Annotated in this window: 21 protein-coding genes; 10 read left to right on the forward strand and 11 right to left on the reverse strand. The window is 62.3% G+C overall.

Going from position 1 to position 26,528, the window contains the following annotated elements; translation table 11 throughout:
• Positions 1–2: 2 nt before the first annotated feature.
• Positions 3–593 carry an energy transducer TonB gene (locus LCM24_RS04025; RefSeq protein WP_224802842.1) on the reverse strand — a complete coding sequence of 197 codons (591 nt, stop codon included), beginning with the start codon at positions 591–593 and terminating at the stop codon, positions 3–5.
• A 186-nt stretch (positions 594–779) separates the two neighbouring features.
• On the opposite strand from LCM24_RS04025, the gene LCM24_RS04030 reads away from it, so the two are divergent.
• Positions 780–3,608 carry an ATP-binding protein gene (locus tag LCM24_RS04030; protein WP_224802843.1) on the forward strand — a complete coding sequence of 943 codons (2,829 nt, stop codon included), beginning with the start codon at positions 780–782 and terminating at the stop codon, positions 3,606–3,608.
• Between the two features lie 77 nt (positions 3,609–3,685).
• Here LCM24_RS04030 and LCM24_RS04035 read toward each other — a convergent pair whose 3' ends face one another.
• From LCM24_RS04035 to LCM24_RS04045, 3 genes are all read right to left on the reverse strand, one after another.
• A complete protein-coding gene (locus LCM24_RS04035; RefSeq protein ID WP_224802844.1) occupies positions 3,686–6,334 on the reverse strand; it encodes a TonB-dependent receptor in 2,649 nt (882 codons plus the stop codon).
• Between the two features lie 267 nt (positions 6,335–6,601).
• Positions 6,602–7,543 (reverse strand): isopenicillin N synthase family dioxygenase, encoded by a 942-nt coding sequence (locus tag LCM24_RS04040; protein ID WP_224802845.1) that lies wholly within the window; start codon positions 7,541–7,543, stop codon positions 6,602–6,604.
• Positions 7,544–7,557: 14 nt separating this feature from the next.
• Complete coding sequence (locus tag LCM24_RS04045) at positions 7,558–8,886, reverse strand: NupC/NupG family nucleoside CNT transporter (RefSeq protein WP_224802846.1); 1,329 nt, start codon at positions 8,884–8,886, stop codon at positions 7,558–7,560.
• A gap of 137 nt (positions 8,887–9,023) precedes the next feature.
• On the opposite strand from LCM24_RS04045, the gene LCM24_RS04050 reads away from it, so the two are divergent.
• A complete protein-coding gene (locus tag LCM24_RS04050; RefSeq protein WP_090476324.1) occupies positions 9,024–9,713 on the forward strand; it encodes a queuosine precursor transporter in 690 nt (229 codons plus the stop codon).
• On the opposite strand, the gene LCM24_RS04055 is transcribed toward LCM24_RS04050, so the two are convergent.
• From LCM24_RS04055 to LCM24_RS04065, 3 genes are read right to left on the reverse strand one after another with little or no spacing between them, the layout of a single operon-like run.
• Entirely contained in the window at positions 9,710–10,225 is a 516-nt protein-coding gene (locus tag LCM24_RS04055) for a DUF421 domain-containing protein (protein ID WP_224802847.1), read from the reverse strand. The genes LCM24_RS04050 and LCM24_RS04055 overlap by 4 nt on opposite strands.
• 32 nt (positions 10,226–10,257) lie before the next feature.
• Complete coding sequence (locus LCM24_RS04060) at positions 10,258–11,244, reverse strand: radical SAM protein (protein WP_224802848.1); 987 nt, start codon at positions 11,242–11,244, stop codon at positions 10,258–10,260.
• On the reverse strand, positions 11,241–12,656 hold the full coding sequence (locus LCM24_RS04065; RefSeq protein ID WP_224802849.1) for a dihydrolipoyl dehydrogenase family protein: 1,416 nt from the start codon (positions 12,654–12,656) through the stop codon (positions 11,241–11,243). Before LCM24_RS04065 ends, LCM24_RS04060 begins: the two co-directional genes overlap by 4 nt.
• A gap of 104 nt (positions 12,657–12,760) precedes the next feature.
• Here LCM24_RS04065 and LCM24_RS04070 point away from each other — a divergent pair, with 104 nt between their 5' ends.
• Entirely contained in the window at positions 12,761–13,774 is a 1,014-nt protein-coding gene (locus tag LCM24_RS04070; protein ID WP_224802850.1) for an SDR family oxidoreductase, read from the forward strand.
• Here LCM24_RS04070 and LCM24_RS04075 read toward each other — a convergent pair.
• Positions 13,771–14,493: a glycosyltransferase gene (locus LCM24_RS04075; RefSeq protein ID WP_224802851.1), complete on the reverse strand. Its 723-nt coding sequence runs from the start codon at positions 14,491–14,493 to the stop codon at positions 13,771–13,773. The genes LCM24_RS04070 and LCM24_RS04075 overlap by 4 nt on opposite strands.
• A complete protein-coding gene (locus LCM24_RS04080; protein ID WP_224802852.1) occupies positions 14,490–15,065 on the reverse strand; it encodes a TIGR04282 family arsenosugar biosynthesis glycosyltransferase in 576 nt (191 codons plus the stop codon). Before LCM24_RS04080 ends, LCM24_RS04075 begins: the two co-directional genes overlap by 4 nt.
• Before the next feature lie 83 nt (positions 15,066–15,148).
• Here LCM24_RS04080 and LCM24_RS04085 point away from each other — a divergent pair, with 83 nt between their 5' ends.
• The 7 genes from LCM24_RS04085 to LCM24_RS04115 all read left to right on the forward strand — a co-directional run bounded on the left by LCM24_RS04085 (position 15,149) and on the right by LCM24_RS04115 (position 22,171).
• A complete protein-coding gene (locus LCM24_RS04085) occupies positions 15,149–16,177 on the forward strand; it encodes a mannose-1-phosphate guanylyltransferase (RefSeq protein ID WP_224802853.1) in 1,029 nt (342 codons plus the stop codon).
• Positions 16,174–16,974, forward strand: a complete 801-nt coding sequence (locus tag LCM24_RS04090) for a class I mannose-6-phosphate isomerase (RefSeq protein WP_224802854.1) — start codon at positions 16,174–16,176, stop codon at positions 16,972–16,974. The genes LCM24_RS04085 and LCM24_RS04090 overlap by 4 nt, the downstream gene beginning before the upstream one ends.
• 120 nt (positions 16,975–17,094) lie before the next feature.
• Complete coding sequence (locus LCM24_RS04095) at positions 17,095–17,601, forward strand: 2Fe-2S iron-sulfur cluster-binding protein (RefSeq protein ID WP_224802855.1); 507 nt, start codon at positions 17,095–17,097, stop codon at positions 17,599–17,601.
• Positions 17,598–18,584, forward strand: coding sequence for an FAD binding domain-containing protein (locus LCM24_RS04100; RefSeq protein WP_224802856.1), 987 nt, complete (start codon positions 17,598–17,600; stop codon positions 18,582–18,584). The genes LCM24_RS04095 and LCM24_RS04100 overlap by 4 nt, the downstream gene beginning before the upstream one ends.
• Positions 18,581–20,770, forward strand: coding sequence for a xanthine dehydrogenase family protein molybdopterin-binding subunit (locus tag LCM24_RS04105; protein WP_224802857.1), 2,190 nt, complete (start codon positions 18,581–18,583; stop codon positions 20,768–20,770). Before LCM24_RS04100 ends, LCM24_RS04105 begins: the two co-directional genes overlap by 4 nt.
• On the forward strand, positions 20,770–21,621 hold the full coding sequence (locus LCM24_RS04110; protein WP_224802858.1) for an XdhC family protein: 852 nt from the start codon (positions 20,770–20,772) through the stop codon (positions 21,619–21,621). The genes LCM24_RS04105 and LCM24_RS04110 overlap by 1 nt, the downstream gene beginning before the upstream one ends.
• The gene (locus tag LCM24_RS04115) at positions 21,608–22,171 is read left to right on the forward strand and encodes an NTP transferase domain-containing protein (RefSeq protein WP_224802859.1); all 564 of its coding nucleotides are present in this window, start codon (positions 21,608–21,610) and stop codon (positions 22,169–22,171) included. The genes LCM24_RS04110 and LCM24_RS04115 overlap by 14 nt, the downstream gene beginning before the upstream one ends.
• Positions 22,172–22,177: 6 nt before the next feature.
• Here LCM24_RS04115 and LCM24_RS04120 read toward each other — a convergent pair whose 3' ends face one another.
• Positions 22,178–23,500, reverse strand: a complete 1,323-nt coding sequence (locus LCM24_RS04120) for a spinster family MFS transporter (protein ID WP_224802860.1) — start codon at positions 23,498–23,500, stop codon at positions 22,178–22,180.
• A gap of 63 nt (positions 23,501–23,563) precedes the next feature.
• Positions 23,564–26,527 carry a TonB-dependent receptor domain-containing protein gene (locus tag LCM24_RS04125; RefSeq protein WP_224802861.1) on the reverse strand — a complete coding sequence of 988 codons (2,964 nt, stop codon included), beginning with the start codon at positions 26,525–26,527 and terminating at the stop codon, positions 23,564–23,566.
• Position 26,528 lies beyond the last annotated feature (1 nt).

Genomic DNA, 26,528 nt, shown 5'->3' on the forward strand with positions numbered 1-26,528 from the left:
GCCTAGTTGAAGAACCTCTGCTGATAATAGAACGGCGCCGCGACAGGCTGGCCTTCTGCATTGCGGGCGGGTTCGAAACGCAGCTGCTGCAGCGCCAGTTCGCACACCTTCGAATCGGTCTCCGGGAACGGGCTCGGACGGTAAACCGAGCAACTCGTGGCGCGCCCCTCTGCCGACACTCGCAATTTGACGATGACCGATTTGCCGATCCGCGCCTCCCTCCCACCGGGTGGGATGGGGAAAGCGCTGGCATCGGTGATGGCCCGAACAAGGACCGGCTTCGTTGCCGCCACGCCCCCCTGCCCGCCGCCGCCGCGACCGGCACCGGTGCCGAGGCCGCTACCTGCAGCGCCCGTGCCAGTGCCGCTGTCGGTTGCCCCTGAATCGGTCGCCGTACCGGTCGACGAAGCGCGCGGCACAGGCCGATCTTCGCGAACCTGTTGCCTGGGCGTCGGGGCCGTAACCGGTTGGGGCACTGCCTCACGCCCCGGATCGCCTTGCGCACCTTCGTCCGGCTGAGGTTCGACCTCGGGCGTCTCTTCGGGCGGAGCGGTGACCGTAACGGTGAAGGCAGACACGACTTCGCGTTCCACAGTGGCGACCACTCCGGGCGCCAAACTACGTATCAGTGCGTAGAAGATTCCTATGTGAATCAGCAATATAAGCAGGATTACCCAGCCGTTGGGCCGTCTCTTTTGCGTGCTGAACCGGGATTGTGATTCGCTCATTGCCTCTCAACGGGGAAGTGGGTGGCCGCGTTCCACGGCCCGGAAGGTTCAATGCCGAACCTACGAGGAGATGCTGCTATCGCAAGCCTTCCATCGCCAATCGCATTGTACAAGGGCCGCTTCCGGCCCGATGGCACGACCCTGATCGCCTGCATCTTCGGTTTTCTCGCGTTTGCCACCCTCGCCTTCGTCAGCATCGAACTGACCCGCGGAGATGGCCGGATCGCGGTAGTCTGGTTGCCCAATGCGCTGGCGGCCTCGATCCTGCTGCGAATGAAATTCCGCAACGAGCGCATACTTCTGGCTGCTCTGTTTGCCGGAAATGTCACAGCAAACCTTTTCGTCGGAGACACGCTTTCGACAGCGCTCATCCTGTCGAGCGCGAACATCACGGAAATCGTCATCGCCTTGTGGCTCGTCCGAAAGTTCGCGTCCCCTCGTCCCACGATGGAAGACACGCGCGACCTTGTCGTCTTCGTCCTTGGGGCCGGTCTTGTCGCCCCGCTCGTTTCAGCGACGGTCGCATCGCTCGCGCTGGCAGGTGCAGGCAATGCGTCGTTTTCCGGCGTCATGCAGTGGGCGGCTGCCGATGCCCTTTCGATGGTCATCATCGCGCCTGCCGTCCTTGTGCTGTGGGATGCCATTTCCAACCCGCGCCTTCCGACACGAAAAGAGGCGCTGGAATGGGCCACGCTCACTGCCCTGGGCACATCGGTTACGCTGATCGTGTTCCTGCAGACGTCCTATCCGCTGCTCTTCCTCGTCCCGCCGATCATCATCTCCCATGCCTTCCGCCTCGGCGCGCTCGGCACGGCATTCTCCGTGTTCAAGGTGGCGACGATCGCGGTGATCGCGACCCAGATGGGCTACGGACCGATCAACCTGCTGCCCATGCCCCTCCATTCGCAGCTGATCGTGCTAGAGGCCTTCCTCGCATCTTCCGTCCTGGTCGGTTTCCCGGTGGCAGCAGTGCTGTCGACAAGGGAGCGGTTGACGGAAGAGATCATCAACAGCCGCAAGCATCTCGCCTTGCTGGCACAGAATATCACGGATGCGATCCTGCGCTACGATTTGCACGGGGTCTGCACCTATGCCTCGCCGTCCGTCAGCCGCGTTCTCGGCGCCCCTCCGAAAGAATTCGTCGGCATGACGACGGGCGAGAGGGTTCACCCCGAAGCTCGCGAGGAAGTCGCAGGGGTCGAGGAAAGGCTGTTGTCCGGCAAGAGCAAGAGTGAACGCTTCACCTATCGCCGGTTTCTCGACAGCGAGGATGGATCACCGGTCTATATCGAAGCCGACTGCGCGCTCGCATTCGATCACGCCACGGGAGAGCGGGAGGGCATCGTCGTATCGGCGCGTGACGTCACCGAAAGGGTCGAACTGGAGCGAAAGCTTAAACGCGCCACACGGCATGCGGAGAATGCCGCCCGCGCCAAGGCCCAGTTCCTCGCCAATATGAGCCATGAAATACGCACACCGATGAACGGGGTGCTCGGTTTCGCCGACTTGCTTGCGCGTATGGAACTGGATCCCGAAGCGGAACGCTATGCCGAACTCATTGCTCGCTCGGGACGATCCATGATGATGTTGCTCAACGACATCCTCGACATATCGAAGATCGAATCCGGCCAGCTTGTCATCAATTACGAGACTTTCGACCTGCCCCGCCTGGTCGAGGATTGTGTGCGGCTTCATATGGCAGGCGCGGAACGCAAGGGGATCGAACTGGCCGCATCGTGCCCGGACAACATCCCCCGCCAAATCCAGAGCGATCCCCTCCGCCTGCGGCAGGTGCTGCTCAACCTGATCGGGAATGCCGTGAAATTCACCGAATCCGGTGCAGTGACGGTCAGCGTTCTGCAGGAGGGTTCTCGGCTGGCCATCTCGGTAGAGGACAGCGGAATCGGCATCGACCCGAAACGTCTCGACCGGATCTTCGACCCTTTCATCCAGGAAGAAGCCAGCACGACTCGGCGCTATGGAGGAACCGGCCTCGGCCTTTCGATCTCGCGCCAGCTCGCCGAACTGCTGGGCGGCAGCCTGACAGTCGATTCAATGCCTGGCGTAGGCTCGCGCTTCACCTTGCGTATCCCCTTGCAAGAAGTCGATCAGGATCTGGATGATCCTGCCATGGAAGAGCGGCGCGCGGGCAACCGTTTTGCCCCGCCGCCATCGGCTAGCGTTCTGCTGGCGGAAGACCATGACGTGAACCGGATGCTGGTGACCGCCATGCTGGAACAATTGGGGCAGCGGGTGACTGTGGCTCATGACGGCTCCGAAGCCGTGAAGATGGCGCTCGATGCGGCGGAAAGCGATGCGCCGTTCGATCTCGTCCTGATGGATATCCAGATGCCGGGTTGCGATGGTTACACGGCCACGCGCACCATTCGCAGCCATGGCGTGGGATTGAGCCAGCTGCCTATCATCGCGCTGACCGCCAATGCCTTTCCCGAGGACATTGCCGCTGCGCAGGAGGCAGGCATGCAGGGGCACCTCGCCAAACCGCTTGTGTTCGAGGAACTGACCGCCGTGCTGGCAAGGTGGCTGCCGGTGCGGATCGTGCCGGAAGATGCGGGGAGCCTCCTGCCCCATCCTTCTTCAGCCCCAGCGCGCAAACCGTCTAGCGAACTGCTGGAGCGATGGAATGCACGGCGGTCCGAAGCGCTTGCCGCTGTCACTGCGGCAGTCGAACAGGACGTCCTGGAGGGCGTTCATATCGAAGAGCTGGCAAGGACCGTCCATAAGCTGGCGGGCACCGCCGGAATGTTCGGAGAAGAGGCCCTGGGCGAGAAAGCCGCGGCACTCGAACGGGCGCTGCGTTCGGGCGTCGAGCCGATCGTGCGCAAGAAGCTGGCCGAGGAATTGCTCGCTACCGCCTGATTGCCCGCGCGACCAAAAGAAAAGGGCGGCCCCCCGCATTGGAGAGCCGCCCTCTTTCATTAGCGGATCGACCGGGCTTAGTAGCCGATGATCAGCGAGATGCTGCCGGCACGCGGTGCGCCGATCTGGGCGAAGCCGAAGCCGTCGAGCGAACCACCGAAGTAGCCGATGTAGTATTCATCGAACAGGTTGGTGAGGTTCAACTGGATAGCAGCGTCACCGCCGGTTGCGAATTCGCCGAGTACCAGACGAGCGTCGAGATCGACGGTCGTGTAAGCCGGAGCCTTCGAACCGAAGTTGTAGCTGACTTCCGAACCGTTCGGGCCGAACTCTTCAACCACATCGAGGTTGGTGTCGTTCAGGAAACGCGGGCCGGTGTGCTTGAACTGCGCACCCAGTTCCAGGTCGCCGAAAGCGATCTGGCCACGGGCACCGAACGAGAAGGTCGGGGTACCCGATTCCGACTTACCACCGGTAGGCAGGAATTGGATGTCGCCCACTGCGTTACAGCTGTAGAAATCGTTATCGACTTCGAACTGGTTGCAGGTCCCGTCAGCAACGTCTTCCGAGATTTCGGAGTCGTTGTACGAACCGAAAACGTAGATGAGCGAGTTGCGGGTCGGGCGGTAAGCGATCGAGCCGTCGAGGCCCCACTTATCGACCTTGCCGAGGTTACGGTAAACGAATTCACCTTCGCCGTCGTTTGCTTCCGGATCGAAAGCGGTCGCGAGGCGATCGTTATACTTCGTGTAGTAAGCGCCAAGCTGGGCTTCGATGTCGCCGTTCTGGTAACGCAGACCAAGGTCGAAGCTGTCGGTCGTTTCCGGGGTCGGACGGGCGAATGCATCGTCTGCGAGATACAGCGAGTCATACAGCGGGTCCGTGCCGGGGACCGAAAGGCCCTTGGCGTAGTTGGCGAACACCGACATTTCATTGCTGAAGTCGTAGGTGAAGCCAACGTTCGGCAGCAGCTTGTCGTACTTGTAGGTACGCGAAACCGGTGCAACGTGGTCGTCGTTGAACGAAGCGTCGACGTAGTTCGACAGGTCCTGACCCGGGCTCGGGCAGTCCACGAAACCGCCAGCCGAAGTGGTGAAGCAGTTCTGGTTCAGTTCGCGGGTGAAGAACGGAGCGCGCAGAGCGAGCTTCGCCTGGAAGTCGCCGAAGCGGCCGACGTATTCCGCCGAAACCTGGTGCAGGATCGCGAACGAAAGACGATCGCGCTTGTTCACTTCGTTGCCGTAAACGTCGAGCAGCGGAGCGTCGATCGCGAACACGTCGAGCGGTTCACCGTTCTGCAGCATGGCGCTGATCTGGCCGGTCTGGCGGTGACGTGCGCGGTCCCACGTGTAGGTGAGACGTGCACGGTGATCGTCGGCGATTTCGTAGATCAGGTTGGCAATCACGCCGTAACGCTTGGTCTGCGTCTGGCTGGGATCGTTACCTGCGATTTCGTCGTCGAGGTCGCCGTCGCCGTTGAGGTCACGACCGAAGTAGTAACCGCCGTTGAAGGCACCGGTGTAGCTGCCGCCGTTTACGTTGAAGAACGATTCACGAAGATCGTCGGGGCCACCGCCGTTTGCTTTGACGTATTGGTAGCTCGGATCGAAGGTGAAGGTCAGCTTGTCGCTGATCGTAAAGCGCGAAGCACCGCGAATGTTACCCGTGTCGGACGGGTTGTAACGGCGGTAGAACGCTGCACCACAACCGCTGCGGTCGCTGTAGTCGATACCTGCGCCCGGGCTGCCCGTACCGCCGACTTCGGCAGCGATAACATTCGGGTTGCTGGCACAGGGGTATTCACCCGACAGGCTGTACAGTTCGAAGCGCGACTTCTTGCCGCTCGTGCCGAGGGTCGCCTGGACGAGATCAGCGAGGTCTTCATCACCGAGGATGATGAGGTCGCCGATGCTTTCCGAACCTGCGAAGTTGTTGCGGTTCTGGTTGTAGTGACCCGAAACGGCAACGAAGTCTCCATTCGAACCGATATCCTGCCAGATACGGCCGTTGAACTGGGTCTTGTTGACGCGGCCGTACGGGTTGTAGGGAACGCCATAGGTCGTGTAGCTGACCGAGCCGAAAGCCTTGGTGCCGCTGCCGGTGATGTCGCCACTGTCGAACATCACGAAACCGCGGGTGTAGATGGTGTCTTCCGCACCGCCGGCGAGGACGTCGCCGAAGGTCATGGTCGCCACGATGCCGGCGTCGTCGCCAGGTTCGCGGGTACGGATGTTGATCGTACCACCGGTTGCCGAAGCGGTCGGGCTGTCGACGTCGGTCGTGCCGAGGTTGACGTTCACTTCTTCGAGAACTTCAGGGTCGACCTGCTGGTTGGTGTAGAGGGCGTAGTTACCCGAGTCGTTCAGCGGGAGGCCGTCCAGCGTCTGCGAAACGCGGTCCGCGCCGAAGCCGCGAATGGTGAAGCCACCGCCCGACGAACCCCAGGGGTCGTTGTTCTGGAAGCTGACGCCGGGAACAAGGTTCACGATGTCGTTGACCGTCTGGCCGGGGCGCTGGCGACGGATGATCTCTTCGTTGAGGACCTGCTTGGCCTTCGTGGTGTCGGGAATTTCGACGCCACCGACGCCATCGTCACCGCGACCGGTAACGACGATTACATCGGCCTCATCAAAGTCGATCGAACCGGTCGACTGGGCTGCTGCGGGCATCGCGCCTACCGCTGCGATACCAGCCACCGAGGTGGCCAGGAGATATTTGAACTTCATCGAGAAGACCCCTTCGTCTCTTCGGGTGTGAATTTTCTTTATTGGAAGCGCAGCCCCGCTAGGCCGTGCATGTTTCCGCAAAGCGGTGGTTTTATGACAGAGTCAAGACAGCCGCCCACACCCCTGATTCACCACGGCAACACTCGCCATTAAACGCTGTTAAAACAGTCGCTTAGGTGCGTTGCAAAATTGCACCACCGGGGAAAATTTTATGAATTGATGTGTGGCGGTGCAAATCCCGCTCCGAAAATTGCTGCAACGCAGCAATCAGGCCAGATTGATCTCGCGCAGGCGCTGCATGAGGAAATCATGGCTCGATATCGGTTCGGGGTGCGCGTCCGGGTTGTCCGGATCGATGCAGCTTTCCAGCGTCTCGATCGTGTAATCGGGACGGAAATGCAGGAAGAAAGGCATCGAATAGCGTGCCCGGTACGCCGCTTCGCCACGCGGATTGACCACGCGGTGCGTCGTCGAGCGCAGCTTGCCGTTGGTCAGCCGGTCGAGCATGTCGCCGACATTGATGACCAGCGCGCCTTCGGGCACGTCGACGGCCTTCCATTCGTCCTGCTTGGTCAGCAATTCGAGACCGGCCTCTTCTGCCCCGAGGAGGAGCGTGATAGTGTTGATGTCACCATGAGCAGCCGCGCGAATGGCGCCTTCCGCCTCTTTGCCTTCAAGCGGCGGATAGCGCAGCAGGCGCATTACCGAGTTGCCGTCTTCCACGGTCGCAGCAAAGAAATCCTGCGGCAGGCCGAGATGCAATGCGATCGCTTCGAGGACGCGGCCGCCCGCTTCTTCGAATGCGGAGTAGAGTTCACTGAAGGTCTGGCGGAAACCGTCCACTTCGCTCGGCCAGACATTGTCGGCCATGAATTGCGAGAGCGGATGGCCTTCGGGCAGTTCGCGTCCAACGTGCCAGAATTCCTTCAAATCGTGGACATTGGCGTCCTTGGCCTTTTCCGTGCCGAAGGGCGTGTAGCCGCGCGCACCGCCGCCGCCCGGGATGTGATAGGCCTTCTTCACGTCGTCGGGCAGGGCAAAGAACTGCTTCGACAGTTCTTCGGCCCGGTCGATCAGGTCCTGCGGGATGCCGTGATCGCGGACGACGGCGAAGCCGTATTCCTGGAAGCTGCGGCCAAGTTCGTCGGCAATGGATGCGAGCGGCTGTGCCAGGGACACAACCGCAATGTCGGTGTTCGAGTCGGTCATAATGAATGCGGCCCTTAATACGGCAGGAAGAGTCCCGCCAGTGCTGCGCTCATCAGATTGGCAAGGCTACCGGCGGCAAGCGCGCGGATACCGAGCTTTGCGATGACGGGTCTTTGATTTGGCGCAAGGCCGCCCGTCACTGCCATCTGGATCGCGATGGAGCTGAAATTGGCGAAACCGCACAGCGCGAAAGTCACGATGGCGCGGCTGCGGTCGGTCAGGGTTGCAGCATCCATTGCGCCAAGCTCGATGAAGGCGACGAATTCGTTGAGCACGATCTTGGTACCGAACAGTCCGCCTGCAGCACCGGCCTGTTCCCATGGAATACCGATGAGGTACATGACCGGCGCGAAAACGAAGCCCAGCAATTGCTGGAAGCTGATGTCGGGATGGCCGAACCAGCCGCCGATACCGCCGAGGATGCCATTGGCCAGCGCAACCAGCGCCACGAAGACCATGACCATCGCACCGACGGCCACCGCCAGCTTCACACCGGTTTGGGTACCCTGCGCGGCAGCTTCAATGACGTTCGCCGGCTTGTGGCCTTCCTCGAAGGTCTCTGCCACTTCGACTTCGTGCGGGCGTCCGCTTTCGGTGAGGGCGGCAGGGCCTTCAGCGCTGATGCGCGCATCGGGCAATTTCACTTCGGCCAGTTCCGCCGCGTCTTTTGCAAGATCGCTTTCGTCGTCGGGCATGATGATCTTGGCCATCAGGATGCCGCCCGGCGCGGACATGAAGGCAGCCGCGAGAAGGAACGGTACGGCTTCGGCACCGATGAAGCTGGCATAGGCTGCCAGGATCGTACCCGCGACACCTGCCATACCGACGCTCATCAGCGTGAACAGGCGGCTTGGCGTCAGCGACGCGAGATAGGGACGCACGACCAGCGGGCTTTCGGACTGGCCGACGAAGATGTTGGCCGCGCTGCCGAGCGCTTCGACCTTGCTGATGCCGGTAATCCAGCCAATCGCGCCGCCGACCCAGCGGACCAGGCGCTGCATGATGCCCCAGTGATAGAGGATCGACACCAGCGCTGCGAAGAAGATGATGACCGGAAGAGCGGCAATCACGAAGGTATTGGTGAAGGGGTTCGCATCCATCGGACCGAAGATCGCGGTGATACCGGCCTTCGAATAATCGAGCAGGGCAATGACGCCGTTGGACATCGCCTGGATCGCCTCGACACCCCAGGGCGTGCGCAGGACCAGTAGCGCCATCAGCGCCTGGAGCGCGAAGGCGGCCCCGACGACGCGCAGCTTGATGCGCCGCTTGCCGGTCGAAAGCAGGAAGGCGATGAAAAGTATCGCAAGGATACCGATAGCATTGATAAGGAAAGGCGGCATTGCGGACCCCTTCGCGATGCGACTAGTTGCGGATGAAATTAGCCGCTACCTTGCGCGGCGGCTCCGCTTAGTCAATTTTCGCGCGCTCCGCCAGCTTCGGCTGTCACCAGTTTGTAAAGATCGGCCCCAATCCAGACATGACCGACCACCCGGCTAATGAAACCCGCCTTGCCGCAGCAGCGATGCCGCTGGGCCTGTTCGTATTCCTCGTGCTGTATGGCGGCCTGACCGTTATCGCGGGCGTTCTTGCCTTCAAGCAGGTGCAGCTGTGGCCGACCCAGCTGGCGGTCGAATCGGGTATCTTTGCGTTCCTGGGTCTGGTCGTGATTTCGAGCACGATCGCCCAGCTCTACGGAGAGAAGCTGGCGCGCAGGCTGGTGTGGTGGGGCTTCCTCCCGCTGGCTGTGTCTGCCGCCCTGATCTTCCTGGTCCTGTCGCTTCCGGCATCGCCTGAAATGCTCGAGTATCGCAGCACCGATCTCGACGCGTTCAACACCGTGCTGGCGCAAACGCCGCGGATCATGGCTGCGGGTCCTGCAGCCTATATCGTCTCGCTCCTCCTCAATGTGTGGATTTTCTCGCGCCTGCGTGGAAGCGGCGAGGCCAATACGCTTGGTCTCATGGCGCGCGGCGCCATCGCTTCGGCGCTGAGCCAGGCCATCGATTCGGTGATCTTCGTGACCCTGGCCTTCTACGGCCAGTTCGACATTACACCGCTGCTGATCGGGCAAGTGCTCGCCAAGGTCGCGCTGAGCATCGTTCTGGTGCCGTTCCTGATCACGGGCGGCGTGGCGCTGGCGAAATACCTCGACAAGAAGACGCTCTAGGCTTCCTCTACATCCTGGGTGAGGCGTTCATCGAGCGCCTTGCCGTGCAGGACCGACACGTCGCCGGTCGCCTCCAGCACGACTGCGCGCACCTCGTCGAAATGCATGACATTGGCCTCGCGCAATTTCGCGATCAGGTCGCTATGCGCAACGCGCGTCTTGGCAAGCGCCTCTTCGTCGATCACGCCGTCGCGCATTAGGTAGACGGGGCAGTTCTGGATGGCGGCCTCGATGGTTTCCGACTGCCTTCGCAGGAGAGCCGCAGCGACCTGCACGATGAACAGCATCGCCACCCCGACGAGGATCTGCACGTAGGCGCCCCACTCGGTAACCTGGCTCGCGCTGGCGAGCAGCGAGCCGAGTGCAACCGTCATCACGAAGTCGAAATTGGTCATCTTGGATAGCGACCGCAATCCGACAATGCGGATCAGCAGGACGATCCAGACCAGGGCAAGTGCAGTGAGGATGGAGCCGCGCGCGGCGATATCGAGCCATTTGTCATCGAAGAACATGGTCCCTCAACGACCATGCGACAAATTGGCTCCTAGGCCGAGCAACTCGCTCCGCCGAGCACGCAAAAGCGCGCGCAATGGGGATGGTTGAGCGCCACGTCGCAGGACGCTTCTGCCAGCGTCTCGCCGAGCAGGAACTCCGGATGGTGCGGGATCAGCGTACAGGCCGCCACCTGCGGCGCGTCTTCGCCTTTCCGGTGCACGACCATGCGGCTGGTGGCGCACATGATGTCTGACGGCGATTTCCCGAGGATGTCCCAGCACGCCGTCGTGATCTCCGCGATGTCCTTGTCTTCATCCATCTCGGGAAAGAGGACCAGCCGCGCCGGGTCGTATGCGTCGATGGCTATCCCTTCGGCCTCGAACAAACGGGCGTAGGCGATACGCGCGTCCTGTTCACCCTCAAGGGGCAGGAGGCGCCCTGCGACAGCGATCGAAAATCCGTAAGCCGATAGCCATTCGAGCCCGGCCATCGCCGGCGCCCAGCTGTTTGCGCCGCGCTCTCCCTCGTGAACGGTCCGCGAGTGATGGTCGAGACTGACGCGCAAGGTCAGCTTGTCGCCATAGGCCTCCCGCAGCTTCAGCAACAACGCCTCGTGCCGCCGCATGGGTCGCATGGCATTGGTGAGGATCAGCACCTCGAAACCGCGGGCGAGGCTGTCTTCCAGCATAGCGGGGAAATCGGGGTTCATGAAGGGCTCGCCGCCGGTGAACCCGATCTCGCGCGTGCCCATCGCCTCCGCCTCGTCGAGGAAGCGGGTGGCATCACTCGCGGCGAGGTAGATCAGCGCATCGTTGGTCGGGCTGCTTTCGATATAGCAGGTCGCGCAAGCGAGATTGCAAAGCGTCCCGGTGTTTAGCCACAGCGTATCCAGCTTCGTGAGCGGGACGCTCGCGCGCGGCTCGCCCTTCGCCGTCCATTGCGGATCGGAAAACTTTTCCGCCGGCAAGAGGTCGCCCGCAACCGCAAATGGCGACGGTCCGGCCGGCGCATTGCGCATCCTTGCCTGCTTGCTCATCCCAGTCGGCGCCGCATGGAGGCGAGGAAGCCGGCCCATTTCTTCGGGATCGGGCCGAACACGGTCGGCTCCCACGCTTGGAACGCGGTGGCCTTCGTAATCTCGCTGCGGGTGGGATAGGCAATGATCGCGGAACCGAGCGCGAAGGTGCTGCTCTTGCCGGTGATCGTCTGGCTGAACGGCAGAAGCAATTCGCCCACGTTCTTGCCCACGAGGCTGGCGCCGACCACCTTCTTGCCCTTGAACATGACCTTCACCTGGCCCTTGTCATCGCCTTCGGTGAGAGCGCGTTCATTGTCGTGGAAGCTCTCGGTTACAACGCGGATCGCATCGCCATGCTTTGCGCGCGCTTCGCTTTCGGTGAGACCGATCTGGGCCACTTCGGGTTCGGTATAGGTGCACCAGGGAAGCGCAGTGTAATCGACCTTGGTCGGCACGCCGAGTGTGATTTCGAGCGCCACGTTGGAGCCTTCATAGCCCGACACGTGCGTCAGCCGGGGACCGTCGCGGCAATCGCCAATCGCATAGATGCCTTTCACGGAAGTGCGGCGGCGATCGTCGGTGACGATCCCGCCCTTGCCCATCTCGACACCGATATCTTCCAGGCCAAAGCCCGTGCAGTTCGCCTTCCGTCCGGTGGCGATTAGGAGGTGCGAACCGGCGATCGTTTCGTCACCGACCGTCAGCTCCACCGCACCGGCAGAACCGGTGACGGCCGAAGCAAGCCCTTTGACGAAGCGCACGCCCTCGCCTTCCATGGTTTCTCGCACGATAGCGACGCTGTCGCGGTCGTCGCGGCCCATCAATTCGCCCGGCTCGACTACGGTCACCGCGCTGCCAAGGCGCCGGAAAGCCTGCGCCATCTCCATCCCGATGACGCCGCCACCCACGATCACGAGATGCTCGGGCAATTCCTCGATCTCGAAGATATTCTCATTGGTGAGGTAGGGGACGCCTTCGACGCCATCGATGGGCGGCACGGCAGGCTTGGAACCGGTTGCGATGACGATCCGCGGTGCACTCAGCGTGCGCCCGGCAACCTCGACGGTTTGCGGCCCTGTGACGCGCGCCCAGTCGCGGATGACTTCGCAGCCCATTTCCTCGAAGCGTTCTTCGCTGTCATGCGGCTCGATCGCGGCGATGGCATCGCGGATATGCTGCTGTACCCCGCGCCAATCGACCTTGGGCGCGGCGAGCGTAACGCCGTAGCGTTCGCTTTCGCGCGCCTCGGCAGCACGCTTTGCGGCAGTGATCAGGGCCTTGGACGGGACGCAGCCATCGTTGAGGCATTCGCCGCCCATCTTGCGGCCTTCGATCAACGCTACCTCGAGACCGAACAACGCACACCCACCGGCGGCCGTCAGACCGGCAGCGCCGCCTCCGATTACGATAACGTCGTGTGTAAATTTCATTGCTTGTCCCGTAACCGAATTTGATCAAGATGCGAACTTTCTCGCAATCTCCTTTCCATTCGGCGGAAAAATCCCATCGGTTACAACATGCGAAAGCGCGGCACGTGAGAGTGCTGGTCACGGGCGCGGCCGGCCTTCTCGGCGGCGAGATCTGCGCGCGCTTGGCGCGTGAGGGCCATGAGGTCACAGGACTGGTGCATCGCAATCGCGACATTCGCGCAAACGATGGCTCGCCGGTCGATATTGCGACTATTGCTGGCGACGTCTCTGTGCCCCGCTTCGGATGGGAAGAGAGCGAGTTTGCCCGATTAGCCGCCAGCCATGACCTCCTGGTGCATTGCGCGGCGACGGTGCGCTTCGACCTCGACGAGGCGGACTATGCCGCCGTCAATGTTGACGGCACGAAGCACGCGCTGGCGCTTGCCCGGCAGGGCGGAATGGACTTCCTCCACGTCTCGACCGCCTATGTTTGCGGCAGGCGCGACGGCGCAATCCTCGAAGGCGACCCCTTGCCGGAGGCCGGTTTTGCCAACGGATACGAAGCGAGCAAGGCTGCCGGAGAGCGGCTCGTGCGCGCTTCCGACTTGAGATGGGCGATCGCGCGTCCGTCGATCGTGGTCGGCGCGTACGAGAGCGGCGCGATCCGCCAGTTCGACACCACGTACGCCGCCTTCAAGCTGATCGCGGAAGGGCGGGTGAAGCACATGCCCGCACGGGCGGGCGCAACGCTCGACTTCGTGCCTATCGATCATGTCGCTGCTGGCATATTGGCTCTAGCGCACGCGATGGAGCAGGCCGCAGGCAAGACTTTCCATCTCGTTTCGGCCCAGCCCCTGCCAGTCACGGATTTCACCGGCGCGATTGGCGAATTCGCGCAATTTCACGAGCCCGAACTGGTCGAACCCAGTGCGTTCGACCCCGCCACTTTGCCTGCCTTGGAGAGACGCTTGTTCAAACGGGTAGCCGGCCTCTACGCCAGTTACTTTCAACGCGACCCCCATTTCGACGATGCGAATGTGCGCGAGGTCCTGGGCATGCAATGTCCGCAAACCGGCCGCGCCTATATCCGCAGCCTCATCGATCACTGTATCGAAGTAGGCTTCCTGACCTCGGACTAACGCACGTCGGGATAGTGTTTCGCCATCCGCGAACGCAGGCCGAATGCCCAGAGCATCCCGACCTTGAAGTAGATCCAGTTCGCCTTGAGCGCGCCCCACTCGGCTATGCGTCGGTCCGAGGTATAGACCTTTCGCGGCACCATGCGCACCTTGCCGAGGCGCGCGAACTTCACGCAGAGATCGGCCTCTTCCATCACCGCATCGCCGGGCGTGCAGCCCCCTATGGTCAGAAAGTCGGCTCGCCGGAAAAACATCGCATGATCGCCGAACAGCAGGCGTACGCCCTGGAAGAAGCGATGCGGCCGCGTCAGCAGGGGCGCGTACCAGGTCTTGGCCCAATTATGCACGGTGGTGCCCCAACGCGTTTTTTCGGGTCCACGAATGACCGGTGTGAAACTGGCAAGAGCAATACGGCGATCCGCCAAGGTATTCTCGATAACCTCGATCATATCGCGCGGCGGCAAGGTATCGGCGTGAACGACACATACGTTCTCGGATGTCGCCGCTTCGACGCCGGCGTTGATCTGCCTGGCACGCCCTCGTTCGGCAGAGAGGATACGCCATCCCGCGTCTTTCGCGATCTGTACCGTCCCGTCGGCGCTACCTCCATCGACAAGCAGGATTTCGGCCGGACGCGGCTCGAGTTCGGCGAAACGGGCGACCAGCGCCGGAAGGGCCTTGGCCTCGTCGAGCACCGGCACGAGAAGCGTTGTGCTCATTCGTATTCCGGCCACGCTGCCAAGTCTTCGGCGGTATCTATATCGGCCAGTTCGGGTAGGATTGCCGGTCCGATACCGCGCGCCGCCAGCCGCACGAGCGTTTCCGGCAGGACCTTTGGGGTGGACCATTCCATATTGTCGAAGAGGAACGGCATGCTCTCGCGAAAGCCGATAAGGTAATAGCCACCATCGTTCGCCGGCCCCAGGACAACGCTGCGATCCTCGAGCGCTCCGGCCGCCGCCTGCAGCAAGGGCACGCTGATGCCGGGGCAATCGCTGCCGATCAGCAATGCAGGCCCTTCGACAGCGGCCATTTTATCGCCCAGGTCGCCCTCCCCCTGGTCGACCACTGCGGTGTCGGCTCCGAAAAGATCGTGGAAGGCCGCGATCTCGCCGCCGGTGACCCGCAGTTCGAAATCCAGCCCGCTGTCCTTTGCAACCTGCACCGTGTGAGCAAGCAATCGCGCATAGATCCGCGCAGCCCCCTTGGGCCCCAATGCGGGAATGAGGCGCGTCTTCACCTCTCCCGGCACAGGCAGGCGGGCGAAGATGGAGAGCTTGGGAGAGAACATCTTCGACGCCGTAACGAATGCTTGCAATCGAAGGCAAGTAAACGATGACTTGCCGATGATGCGCTGCTAGTCGCCGCGCAATCATGTCGATGATCCATCCCATCATTCTCAGCGGCGGGAGCGGCACGCGCTTGTGGCCGCGCAGCCGCCGCAGCTACCCGAAGCCCTTTCTCCCCCTGCTCGGCGATCGCACGCTGTTCCAGCAGGCGCTGGATCGTGTCTCGGATACGGCCTCTTTCGCACAGCCCATGATCGTCGCGGGCGAAGCGCATACGCGTTTCATCACCGAGCAGGCGGGACAGCACCGGCTTGTCGTCGAACCGGCCGCGAAGAATACCGCACCGGCCATCGCCCTTGCCGCCAGCCTCCTGCCGCGCGAGGCCATCATGCTCGTATGCCCCAGCGACCATCACATCGCCGATGAAGCGGCCTTCCTTGCCGGTGCCAAGAAAGCCGCATCGCTGGCCGCTGACGGCAATCTGGTCAGCTTCGGCATCGCGCCCGATCGACCTGCAACGGGTTACGGCTACATCAAGCTCGGCAACGCATTGGGCGACGGTCACCGGATCGAACGGTTCGTGGAAAAACCCGACCTCGATCGCGCACGCGAGTTTCTCGCATCGGGCGATTATGTCTGGAACGGCGGCATTTTCGCGTTTCAGGCGGGCACATTCCTCGACGAGCTGGCAAAGCACCGGCCGGAGATGGCTAAGGCGGTCGCAGCCTCTGTGGAAGGTGGCAGCTGGACGGACGGGCGCTTCGATCCCGACGCAGGCCATTTCGGCGCCATCGCTGGCGAAAGCGTCGACTACGCCGTGATGGAAAACACGGCACAGGCCGCAGTCGTTGCAGCCGACATGGGCTGGTCCGACATCGGCGACTGGAATGCGCTCTTCGAGGCGCGCGCAGCCCAAGGTGGCGGCGAGAACGTCGTCTCCGGTCCTGCCGAGGTCAAATCGGCAAAGTCCGTGATGATCGATACCGACGGTCCGCGAGTTTCGCTGGTCGGTTTTGACAATGCCATCGTGGTCGTCGACGGTGACGAGATACTCGTCCTCAATCGCGATCACGCGCAGGAAGTCGGCAAGCTGGATGGGGCTGCGAACCAATGAGTTCGGGCCATCTGCCGATCAAGACCGTCGAGAAAGTGTGGGGCATGGACAGCCTCCCCGCGCCGTTTGCCTTGGACGACCGATCCACGCGCATCGGCGAAATCTGGTTCGAACCTGCGACATCGATGGACGGTCTCCTCGTGAAATACCTTTTCACCAGCGAAAAGCTGTCGGTTCAGGTTCATCCGCCGGCCGAAGCCAGCCCGACCGGACGGGGCAAGGAAGAATGCTGGCTCATCCTCAATGCCGAGCCTGGAGCAAAACTGGCAATGGGCTTCGTCCGCGAAGTATCCGAAGGCGAGATGCGTGCTGCGGCACTCGATGGCACGATCGAGGACCTGCTCCACTGGCGCGAGGTCAGCAGCGGCGATTTCTTTTACATCCCGGCAGGCACCGTGCACGCTATCGGTGCGGGACTGACCTTGCTGGAGGTGCAGGAGAACACCGACATAACCTATCGTCTCTATGATTACGGGCGCCCGCGCGAGCTGCACCTCGCCGAAGGCCTGAAAGTCGCCAAGGGCCTCCCCTACCCAGACGAGCTGGCACGAACGGTCCCCGCGGATTGCGAGATGATGCTCGTCGATGGTCCCCGCTTCACCCTCGCGCAGGTCATCGGGCAGCCTTCACAGGAGATTGCGCCCCGCTTTACCGGCACCGTTCAGGTCATGCCCCTGTCCGGGGCGGTCGCAATCGGCGACAGCCGGGTCGAACCCGGCCAGAGCGCGCTTGCCGACACGCTTGCCGATGTCGCGTTCGATGACAGCGCACGGGTCATGATCGCTAGCGCTGCCTGAACCGGAGGAGCGCTGGCGCCTAACGAGGCCTGTCATTCTTCGGGCCGCTCCCGCAAACTTTTTTCGCAATCATCGGACACCCCCGGCTTCCCGATAGTTGGGAAGGCAAAGGAGGCGATTGTGTCCGATACTATTTCCGTCAACGGCGAGCAGCACGGCCTGCCGTCAGATCCGCGAACCTCGCTGCTCGATTTCCTCCGCCACGATCTCGGGCTGACGGGCACGAAGAAGGGATGCGACCATGGCCAGTGCGGCGCCTGCACGGTCATCGTCAACGGCATCCGGATCAACAGCTGCCTAACTCTGGCAGCCATGCATGACGGTGACGAGGTCACGACGATCGAAGGTCTGGGCACGCCCGACAGTCCATCGGCGCTCCAGAAAGCATTCCTCGAACATGACGGGTTCCAATGCGGCTATTGCACGCCCGGGCAGATCTGTTCGGCAACGGCCATGCTTCAGGAAATCGCCAACAACTGGCCGAGCGATGCGAGCGAAAGCCTCGATGGCAAAATGGCAGCTACCGGCGAGGAAATCCGCGAACGGATGAGCGGCAATCTGTGCCGCTGCGGCGCCTATGCCAACATCGTGGCGGCCATAAGCGAAGTGGCGGGGGAGAGCGCATGAGACCGTTTTCCTACACCCGGGCGAGGACGCTGGACGACGCCGCGCAGCTTACACATGACGACACCGCCCTTGCCATAGCGGGCGGGACCAACCTGCTGGACCTCATGAAACTGCAGGTCGAAACTCCAGAAACGCTCGCCGACATCAACCGCATCGGCTTTGGCGGGATCGAGGACACTGACGACGGCGGCCTCTCGATTGGCGCCTTGGCGTCCAATACGGAAACCGCCGTTCACCCGCGGGTCCGCTCCGACTACCCGGTTCTGACACGCGCGATCCTGGCCGGGGCAACCCAGCAATTGCGCAACAAGGCCACCACCGGCGGCAATTTGTGCCAGCGCACACGCTGCTTCTACTTCACGAACATCGACCAGCCCTGCAACAAACGCGAACCGGGAAGCGGCTGCGGCGCGATCGACGGTATTGCAAAGTTGCACGCGGTGCTCGGGACGAGCGATCAATGCATCGCAACCTATCCCGGGGACATGGCGGTCGCCCTCAGCGCGCTCGATGCGCAGGTCGAGATTGCCAAGCCGGACGGGGGTACATGCACGGTGCCGGTTCGCGATTTCCATTGCCTTCCCGGCGAAACGCCCTGGCGCGAAAACGTGCTGGAAGAGGGAGAGCTCATCACGGCAGTGACCTTGCCCGCACCTGTCGGCGGCACCCAGATCTATCGCAAGGTGCGCGAACGTTCATCCTATGCATTTGCGCTCGTTTCGGTGGCTGCCGTCGTCGAGATCGAGGATGGCAAGTTCACCCGCGCCGATCTCGCTTTCGGCGGGCTGGCCCACAAGCCATGGCATGATCCCCGGATCGGCGAGGCCCTGATTGGCAAGGTCCCTTCCGACGACTTGTTCGACAAGGCCGCCGATATCCTTCTCGAAGATGCGCGCGGGTTCGGCGAGAACGACTTCAAGATACCGCTGGCGCGGCGAACGCTGCACGCCGTCCTGCAGAATGCGACGGAGGCCGCGGCATGACCGTACATTTCAAGCAAGACACACCGGACGACAGCAACCGCCTCGACGGGATGAAGCAAGGCGTGCTCGGCAAGTCGATCTCCCGCGTCGAAGGCATGGCCAAGGTGACCGGCACCGCCCCCTATTCCGCCGAATATCCGATAGCCGACTGCGCCGAAGGCGTGCTCGTCACGTCGACGATCACAAGGGGCAAGGTCCTCTCGATCGACAAGGACGCTGTGCTTTCCATGCCTGGCGTGCTCGCTGTCATAGACGACCCTGCAATGACCACACGCGCCGCACAGGGCACGGCCGACGAGGCGCCGCAGCAGGAACCGGGCACAGTCTGTTACTGGGGCCAGCCCATCGCCCTGGTCGTGGCGGAAACCTTCGAACAAGCTCGCGATGCGGCGAAACATCTGCCTATTAAATATCGCGAAGATCCCGGCGCCCCGCTCGATCCCAAAGGCGTCGAAGCGGAAGAGCAGGAGGATGAAACCGTCCGGCAAGGCGATCTCGACCATGCCATGGCGACTGCCGCCCATTCGGTGGACGTTACCTACACGACGAAGGGGCATGCCTCGGCGGCGATGGAACCGCACGCTTCCATCGCGCAATGGGACGGCGACAAGCTGACCGTCTACGCTTCGCTGCAGATGCTGAATTACAATATCAGCGAGCTGGCCGACGCGCTCGGAATGGAAGAAGAAAACGTTCGTCTCGTTTCCCGCTTCGTCGGTGGCGGATTCGGGTCGAAACTTGGCGTCAGCGAAGACGTGGTCGCGGCTGCCATTGCGTCCAGGGAGGTCGGGCGGCCGGTCCGGGTCGTCATGTCCCGGCAACAGGTGTTCCAGTGCGTGATGCGCCGTTCGGAAACGACACAGCGCCTTAGGTTGGCTGCTGAAAAGGACGGCAAGCTGATCGGCTTCGGCCATCACGCACTCGTCTCCAACTTGCCCGGAGAAACTTTTGCAGAGCCGGTCCTTCAATCCTCGCACTTCCTCTACGGCGGCGAGAACCGTGACCTGACGCTCGAGGTCGCTCGGATTCACCGCATGACTGCGGGATCGGTCCGGGCCCCCGGCGAGGCGGTCGGTATGCCGGCGCTCGAAGGGGCCATGGATGTACTGGCCGAGAAAGCGGGTATCGATCCGGTCGAACTGCGCCTGAAGAACATTCCCGAAGAGGACCCGGAAGAGGGCCTGCCTTTCTCGTCGCACAAGCTGGCCGAATGCCTCAGGCAGGGGGCCGACGCGTTCGGTTGGAACAGCGGACCCCGCAGTCCGCGCCACACGTGCGAGGGCGAATGGTGGGTGGGCACCGGCATGGCGAGCGCCGCACGCGTCCACAATATCGCCGAGGCCAAGTCACGCGTCACGCTGAAAGCCGACGGCACTGCCGTTGTAGAGACGGACATGACCGATATCGGTACGGGGACCTACACGATCCTCGCCCAGCTGGCCGGTGAAATGCTGGGCCTCGAACCTCAGCAAGTGCTGGTCGAACTTGGCGATACGAAGCATCCGCGCGGGCCCGGATCTGGCGGCAGCTGGGGTGCGGCTTCCATCGGATCGGCGGTCTACATCGCGTGCAAGGCGATCCGCGAAGAACTGGGCCAGCGCCTCGGTGTCGGTGAAACCGAACTCGAACTGAAGGACGGGAAAACCGCCTCGGGAGAAAGCCTGGTCTCGCTGCTCGATGGCGCTGACTTGTCCCGCGAAGGCCATTACGAGCCGGGCGACATCAAAGACGATTTCACCGCCTCGGGCTTCGGCGCGTTCTTTGCGCAGGTCAGGGTGAACCGTTTCACGGGTGAAACCCGCGTCGACCGGATGCTGGGTGCCTTCGGGTTCGGCCGTGTGCTCAACCACAAGACCGCCCGCTCGCAGTGCCTTGGCGGAATTACCTGGAGCATCGGTGTGGCCCTGACAGAAGCGTTGGAGTTCGATCCGCGCGACGGGCACCTGGTGAACTGCGACCTCGCGGAATATCACGTGCCGGTCCATCGCGACGTCCCGGATCTCGAGGTCGTACTCGTGGAAGAGCGCGATCCGGCGGCCAGCCCGATCCAGGCGAAAGGCATTGGCGAACTCGGCATGTGCGGCGGTGCGGCCGCGATTGCGAATGCGATCTACAACGCCTGCGGCGCGCGCATCTTCGATTACCCGATGACGCCCGACCGCGTTCTTGCGGCGATGCCGGACTGATGCTCGACCAGATGGCCGCGATTGCCCCCTGCAGCGCCGATCATGCGGCGCTGGCCGCAGCGTGCGAAGCGGGCGTTGGCCTTTGCACCATCGTCGGGGTCGAGGGGAGTTTCTCCCGCAGGATAGGCGCGCAACTGGCGGTCCTGCCCGACGGTTCGACCGTCGGTAGCCTGTCGGACGGATGCCTCGAAGCGCAGCTTGCCGCCGACATCCGCGAACTCTCGAAACCTGCGCTCATCCGCTACGGAGCCGGATCGAACACCATCGACTTCCGCCTGCCATGCGGCGGCGGCCTCGACATCCTTCTTGATCCGGACCCCGGGCGCGCTGGTTGCCGCGAAGCCATGACGAATCTTGATCGCCGTGTTCCGGCGAGCATGGCCTTGCCCGAGAACGAGCTTCTTGCCGAGCGCCGCTACCTGCCTTCGCTACGCATTGCCGCCTTCGGGGAAGGGCCCGAGCTGGAATATCTCTCGGCCTTGGCGATGGCACTCGGAATCGATGTCACGGCATATGACAAATCCGTTCTCAGTCTCGGGCAGGAGGCAAAGGACTTCACGCCCGATCGATGGACGGCCTGTCTTTTCCTGTTCCACGATCACGAATGGGAATTGCCGCTCCTCGAACAGGTGCTTTCGTCAGAGGCCTTCTACATCGGCGCGCAAGGGGGCGAAAATGCCCGCATCGCACGAACCCTCGGTTTGGCGGGAAGAGGTCTGACGGAAGAAGCGATCGCGCGTATTCGCAGCCCACTGGGGCTCATCCCGTCCTGCAAGACGCCGCAGGCTCTGGCTCTTTCCGCGCTCGCCGAAGTCGTTTCTGGCTACGAAAGACTGCATGACACCGCTTGATCCCGGCATCGCGCTAATCCTTCTCGCCGCCGGTCGCAGCGAGAGGTTTGGCGGCGACAAGCTTGCGGCCGAATTCAGGGGCAAACCGCTGTGGGCGTGGGCTGCGACGGCTGCCGAAAAAGCAGGCTTTCAGCATCTTTACATCGTGATGGCGCCGCACAGTTCGATCGCGCCGGACGCCCGGTGGAATCGGGTGCTAAATGCCGAGGCCGAGCGAGGCATGGGCACCTCGATCGCGGCCGGGGTAGCGGCCGCACAGGCTCACGAGCGCGTGGTGATTGCCCTTGCGGATATGCCCAAGGTTACAGCGTCGCACTTGCGCACGCTCGCTCAAGCGAGTGGACCGCTTTTCACCCGACAGTCCGACGGCAGGGCTGGATGCCCCGCTGCCTTCGATAGCGCGTCCTTCGCAGAATTACGCAAGCTCGACGGCGACCGCGGGGCGCGCATCCTGGCGGGTCCCGCCGCCAACATGGTGGAGCCGGCGGCCGCCGATATGCTCGTCGATATCGATCGCAGAAGCGAACTGGATGCCGAAAACGCGCGCTGACAACAATCAGGCGCTAGTGGCTCCAGCCTCCGCCGCGGGCCGATGCGGTAACTGCTTCTCCAGGCATTTGGCGGCGCGCCAGTAGCAGAAGATGGCAACCGGGGTCGCGCAAGCGATGACGAACAGCGCCTGGCGCAGCGATTCCTGACCGTATTCGGGAGCGAAATAATCCGAGAGGACGCCCACCATGGTCGGTCCCAGGCCAAGCCCGATGAGGTTGATGACGAGAAGCGTGATCGCAGCCCAGACGGCACGCATGCGCAGCGGTGCGAGCGTCTGGATCAGCGCGAATGTCGGGCCGAGATAGCAGGACTGGAACAGGACAGCGATGAAGTAGACGCCGACCGCAAGCGGGGCGCTGTCGGCAACGTAGAACCAGATCAGGAACGGCAGGGCGATGGTCTTGAGAGCGGCGACCATCAGCGGCTGTGCCTTCAGCCCGTATTTCTCCGACAGTCGATTGGCGAGCCAGCCGCTGCCAAGGCCGCTCGCAACTCCTGCGATCGCGAGCAAGGGCGCAACGATATTGCCGACCTGAAGCGTATTGAGACCGAACGACCGGATCAGGTAGGCCGGGGTCCAGCCGGTGAGCGCATAGCCAATCATCGAGGTTATCGTGACGCCTGCGACCAGCCAGACGGCAGCTGGATTGCCGAAGATCGACCGGAAGCCTGCTCCGATTGAGGGGGTTTGCGTCTCCTCGACAGCACCCGGCTCGGCGCGGCGCATCGGTTCGGTCGCAAAGAGCTTGACGATGACGGCAAGGATAACGCCGGGCAAGCCGATGGCGATGAAGGCGACACGCCAGTCGAAGAAGTACGTCAGGTTGCCGCCGAATATCTGGCCGGCAGCAGCTCCCAAGGTCACGCCCAGGGAATAGATCGACAGGGCGAGTGCGCGCTTTTCCGCCGGATAGAGGTCTGCGATAATCGAGTGGCTGGGCGGGGAAGAGCCCGCCTCGCCGATCCCCACGCCGATGCGCGCGAGCAGCAGGTGCACGAAGTTCTGCGCCAGGCCGCAGGCGGCGGTCATGCCGCTCCACAAGGCCAGCGCGATGGAGATGATGTTGACCCGGTTCATCCGGTCCGCAAGCGCTGCGACCGGGATGCCGAGGGTGGCATAGAACAAGGCGAAGGCCAGGCCGGACAGCAGGCCCAGCTGGGTATCGTTCAGCAGCAGGTCCGCCTTGATATCCTCCAGCAGGATGGCGAGAATCTGCCGGTCCATGTAGCTGAAGAAATAGGTGACGGTCAGGAGGATAAGCGTGACCCGCCGCGCACGCGGGCTCACGGTGTCCACGCCTTGGGCGGGAGCTTGTGCTGTAGTCATCAAATGTCCTGAAAAAAATCAGGGCGGGACGGACCTTGGCCCGCCCCGCCCTTGAAGCACGGCTTAGAAGCGGGTGCGGAGCCCGATCCGGTAATTGCGACCGATCGCGTTACCGATGAACGGGTTGTAGCCCAGCGGCAGCTGCGCTTCGGCAGGCTCCGCATCGGTAAAGTTCTCGATCGCGCCCTGCAGTTCGACTTCGGCACCTGCCAGGTCGAGTTGCAGCGTTACGGCGATATCATGCTGCGTGTACGAACCGCTTTCGATACCGAAGTCGGTCGGGCCCTGCGAAGTCTGGAAGCAAGGATCGCGATTGATGCAGCGATCGTCGAACACCCCGTCGATGTGGGTAACGGAGTAGCGAACGTTGAGCATGTCCCAATTCAGGTTCGCATATCCGTTCGCACGCCATTCCGGCACGGTATTCGGGTCGCGGAAGTAGTTTCCGAAACCGACCGCATCGTAGGATTCCTGGACCACGATGCCCTGGACTTCGAAATCGTCGAATTCGTAGCCCAGATTGTAGACCGCATTGCCGCCGAAGGAGAACATTGCCTCGCCGAACGGCACATCGACATTTAGAGCGAAGTCGAGACCGGAGATATCGACGTCCGGACCGTTCACGAAGTCGGTGCGAACGCGGCTGATGTCGAGACCGGTCGTCGTGCCCTGTACACAGACATTGTTGCTGAATGTGATCAGGCCGGCGAGTGGGCTGGAGCAGTCGACCGGATCGTTGCCGGTGGTCTGGCCATTGGCCACCAGGCTCGCGATGGCATCACCGGGAGTGGTGGTGATCCGGTCCTTCAGGTTGATCGCCCAGTAGTCGGCACTGAACGTCATGTTCGCCGCACCGAGCGGCACGTTGAAGATGACGCCTGCGTTGTAGGTCAGTGCCGTTTCCGGACCCAGGTCGGTCGGGTTGCCGAACACGTCGAGCGACTTGTAGTTGCCGCCCGCCGCAGTGAAGCCTTGCAGCTGGGTGACCGAGTTCGGAGCGACGTTGACCGCCAGCGGTCCACGGAAAGTGGTGCCGAGCGAACCACGCAGTGTCAGCCAGTCGGTGGCTTCGAAGCGGATGGAGCCCTTCGGGTTGATCGTCGAGCCGATCGGGCTGCCGTAATCCTCGAAGCGGATCGCGCCTGCCAGTTCGAGGCGATCCGTAACCGGTGCGTTGACCTCTGCGAAAAGCGCATAGACGTCCTGCGAAAGACGTGCCGGACGGAAGCCGCCGAGGAAGATGAACGGGCCAACGCCTTCGGTCGTCGTGCCGACACAGCTCTGGTCGCCTTCGATGAAGCAGGGATTGATGTCGAGATTGGACTCGTCATTGATCGGGTCGGTGCGATAGTCGTTCTTACGATACTGCGCACCTACCGCGAACGCCAGCGGTCCACCGCCAAGTTCGACACCCGTGGGTCCGGAAAGGACCGCATCGAAGACGACCTGGATTTCCTCTTCGACCGTGCCGTTGCGCACTTGCAGCCAACGGACCAGATCTTCGGAGTTTTCAGCGCCGGGCACATAGAACGGGTTGCTGATGTCCAGTGTCGGATTTCCGGGGCCGGCGTTCACGAACGGGTTGAAGTATACGCAGCCGTTCGCCCCCGGTGTCGTGCCGGTGCAGTTTGCCCCGCCGAAACCGTTGAGGGCTGCCTGGAGGCGCGAGCCGATGATGCCGGGCGCGAATGCCTCGCGCTTGGATTCCCAGAACGTCCCGTCGATCTCGAAGACCAGGTCGTTGCCGAGCTCGAAATCGAAGCCGCCGGTAATGCGCCACGCTTCGTTCTTGGCGCCGCCGGTGCCTGCGCCGCGATCGGGGTCGAGCGGGTTACCCAGGTAGCCGAACGGGCGGAACAGCACGTTCGTCACCCTCACGATCGGGTTGGTCGGAGAGGATTGTGGGAGACCGACCTGATCGAGAAAGGCCGAAACCCCGGGGTTCGATGGCGATGTGGTGAACGCCGACTGGAACCCCGAACCGTTAGGCCCCTGGGTAGGAGGAAAGGCTGGCGAGTAATTGAGCGATTCAAGATCGCTTTTCGCCCACAGAGCATCGGTCTGGAAAGTTACCGTATCGCTCAGCTGTGCCGTGAACTGGGCAAAGACCTGATAGCGGTCTTCGTCCTCGACAAGGTTGTCGAACGGGACATAGGTGAAACGGCAAAGCGCGCCATCCTGGAAGCCGCCGAGGTCGTTACATCCCCGGTCAGGCCGAACTTGCGTATCGACGTTACCCGTAGCGGTGTCGAAATAAGAAACCGCAACCAGGCCGGGTGTCGAAAGCGCGGAATAGGCCGACGGGTTGGTAGCGTATCCGACATTGATGTAATCGCGTGCGGTGGTGGCAAGTTCGGAGCGATGCTGCCAGCCGGCGCCAACAACGAGATTGGCATCGCCGAGCTCGAAGCCGGCGAGCGCGCTCATGCTGTAATTGCCATCCGAGCCATCTACGAAATTGTAGTCGCCCTGAAGTTCGACGCCTGTGAACCTGCTGCGCGTGATGAAGTTGGCCACCCCTGCGATGGCGTCCGAACCATAGGTCGAACCGGCACCGTCCTTCAGGATTTCAACGCGTTCGAGCGCGAAGAGCGGAATAAGCTGCGTATCCACGAAGCCCGCACCCGGCGTAAGGATGGTGCGCTTGCCATTCATGAGAACCAGCGTGCGCGTCGCACCAAGTCCGCGAAGGTTGATCGAACCGACGCCCTGGAAGCCCTGCGCATCGGTGCTGAACTGGTTGGAGTCGCCGAGAACGGCGCCTACCGACGGGAGATCTTTGATGAACTCGAGCGGGCTGTCGACCCCCTGCTTGCGGAGATCATCGGCAGTGAAAACATCGACCGGCAGCGCGGCATCTTCGGGTGTGCCGCGGATAAGGGAGCCCGTGACGACGATCGTATTCGTTGCCGGCTCTTCAGCGCCTGCCTGCTCCGCTTCGGCCTGAGCGAAGGCGACGCCAGGACATGCAAGCAGCCCAACGCAAAGTGCGGTCCGGCCGATCGTCGCATTCAGTCGATTTCTCATA

Origin of the sequence: Qipengyuania aquimaris (genome assembly GCF_020171965.1) — a bacterium.
Lineage (GTDB): Bacteria > Pseudomonadota > Alphaproteobacteria > Sphingomonadales > Sphingomonadaceae > Qipengyuania > Qipengyuania aquimaris_A.

Excerpts from the sequence above, each read along its gene's own strand:
- LCM24_RS04100 (WP_224802856.1), top strand. The coding sequence starts at position 17,598 with ATGAGACCGTTTTCCTACACCCGGGCGAGGACGCTGGACGACGCCGCG.
- LCM24_RS04075 (WP_224802851.1), bottom strand. The coding sequence starts at position 14,493 with ATGAGCACAACGCTTCTCGTGCCGGTGCTCGACGAGGCCAAGGCCCTT.
- LCM24_RS04120 (WP_224802860.1), bottom strand. The coding sequence starts at position 23,500 with ATGACTACAGCACAAGCTCCCGCCCAAGGCGTGGACACCGTGAGCCCG.
- LCM24_RS04060 (WP_224802848.1), bottom strand. The coding sequence starts at position 11,244 with ATGAGCAAGCAGGCAAGGATGCGCAATGCGCCGGCCGGACCGTCGCCA.
- LCM24_RS04055 (WP_224802847.1), bottom strand. The coding sequence starts at position 10,225 with ATGTTCTTCGATGACAAATGGCTCGATATCGCCGCGCGCGGCTCCATC.
- LCM24_RS04040 (WP_224802845.1), bottom strand. The coding sequence starts at position 7,543 with ATGACCGACTCGAACACCGACATTGCGGTTGTGTCCCTGGCACAGCCG.
- LCM24_RS04065 (WP_224802849.1), bottom strand. The coding sequence starts at position 12,656 with ATGAAATTTACACACGACGTTATCGTAATCGGAGGCGGCGCTGCCGGT.
- LCM24_RS04090 (WP_224802854.1), top strand. The coding sequence starts at position 16,174 with ATGAGTTCGGGCCATCTGCCGATCAAGACCGTCGAGAAAGTGTGGGGC.
- LCM24_RS04110 (WP_224802858.1), top strand. The coding sequence starts at position 20,770 with ATGCTCGACCAGATGGCCGCGATTGCCCCCTGCAGCGCCGATCATGCG.
- LCM24_RS04045 (WP_224802846.1), bottom strand. The coding sequence starts at position 8,886 with ATGCCGCCTTTCCTTATCAATGCTATCGGTATCCTTGCGATACTTTTC.
- LCM24_RS04105 (WP_224802857.1), top strand. The coding sequence starts at position 18,581 with ATGACCGTACATTTCAAGCAAGACACACCGGACGACAGCAACCGCCTC.
- LCM24_RS04085 (WP_224802853.1), top strand. The coding sequence starts at position 15,149 with ATGTCGATGATCCATCCCATCATTCTCAGCGGCGGGAGCGGCACGCGC.
- LCM24_RS04050 (WP_090476324.1), top strand. The coding sequence starts at position 9,024 with ATGACCGACCACCCGGCTAATGAAACCCGCCTTGCCGCAGCAGCGATG.
- LCM24_RS04115 (WP_224802859.1), top strand. The coding sequence starts at position 21,608 with ATGACACCGCTTGATCCCGGCATCGCGCTAATCCTTCTCGCCGCCGGT.
- LCM24_RS04125 (WP_224802861.1), bottom strand. The coding sequence starts at position 26,527 with ATGAGAAATCGACTGAATGCGACGATCGGCCGGACCGCACTTTGCGTT.
- LCM24_RS04030 (WP_224802843.1), top strand. The coding sequence starts at position 780 with ATGCCGAACCTACGAGGAGATGCTGCTATCGCAAGCCTTCCATCGCCA.
- LCM24_RS04035 (WP_224802844.1), bottom strand. The coding sequence starts at position 6,334 with ATGAAGTTCAAATATCTCCTGGCCACCTCGGTGGCTGGTATCGCAGCG.
- LCM24_RS04080 (WP_224802852.1), bottom strand. The coding sequence starts at position 15,065 with ATGTTCTCTCCCAAGCTCTCCATCTTCGCCCGCCTGCCTGTGCCGGGA.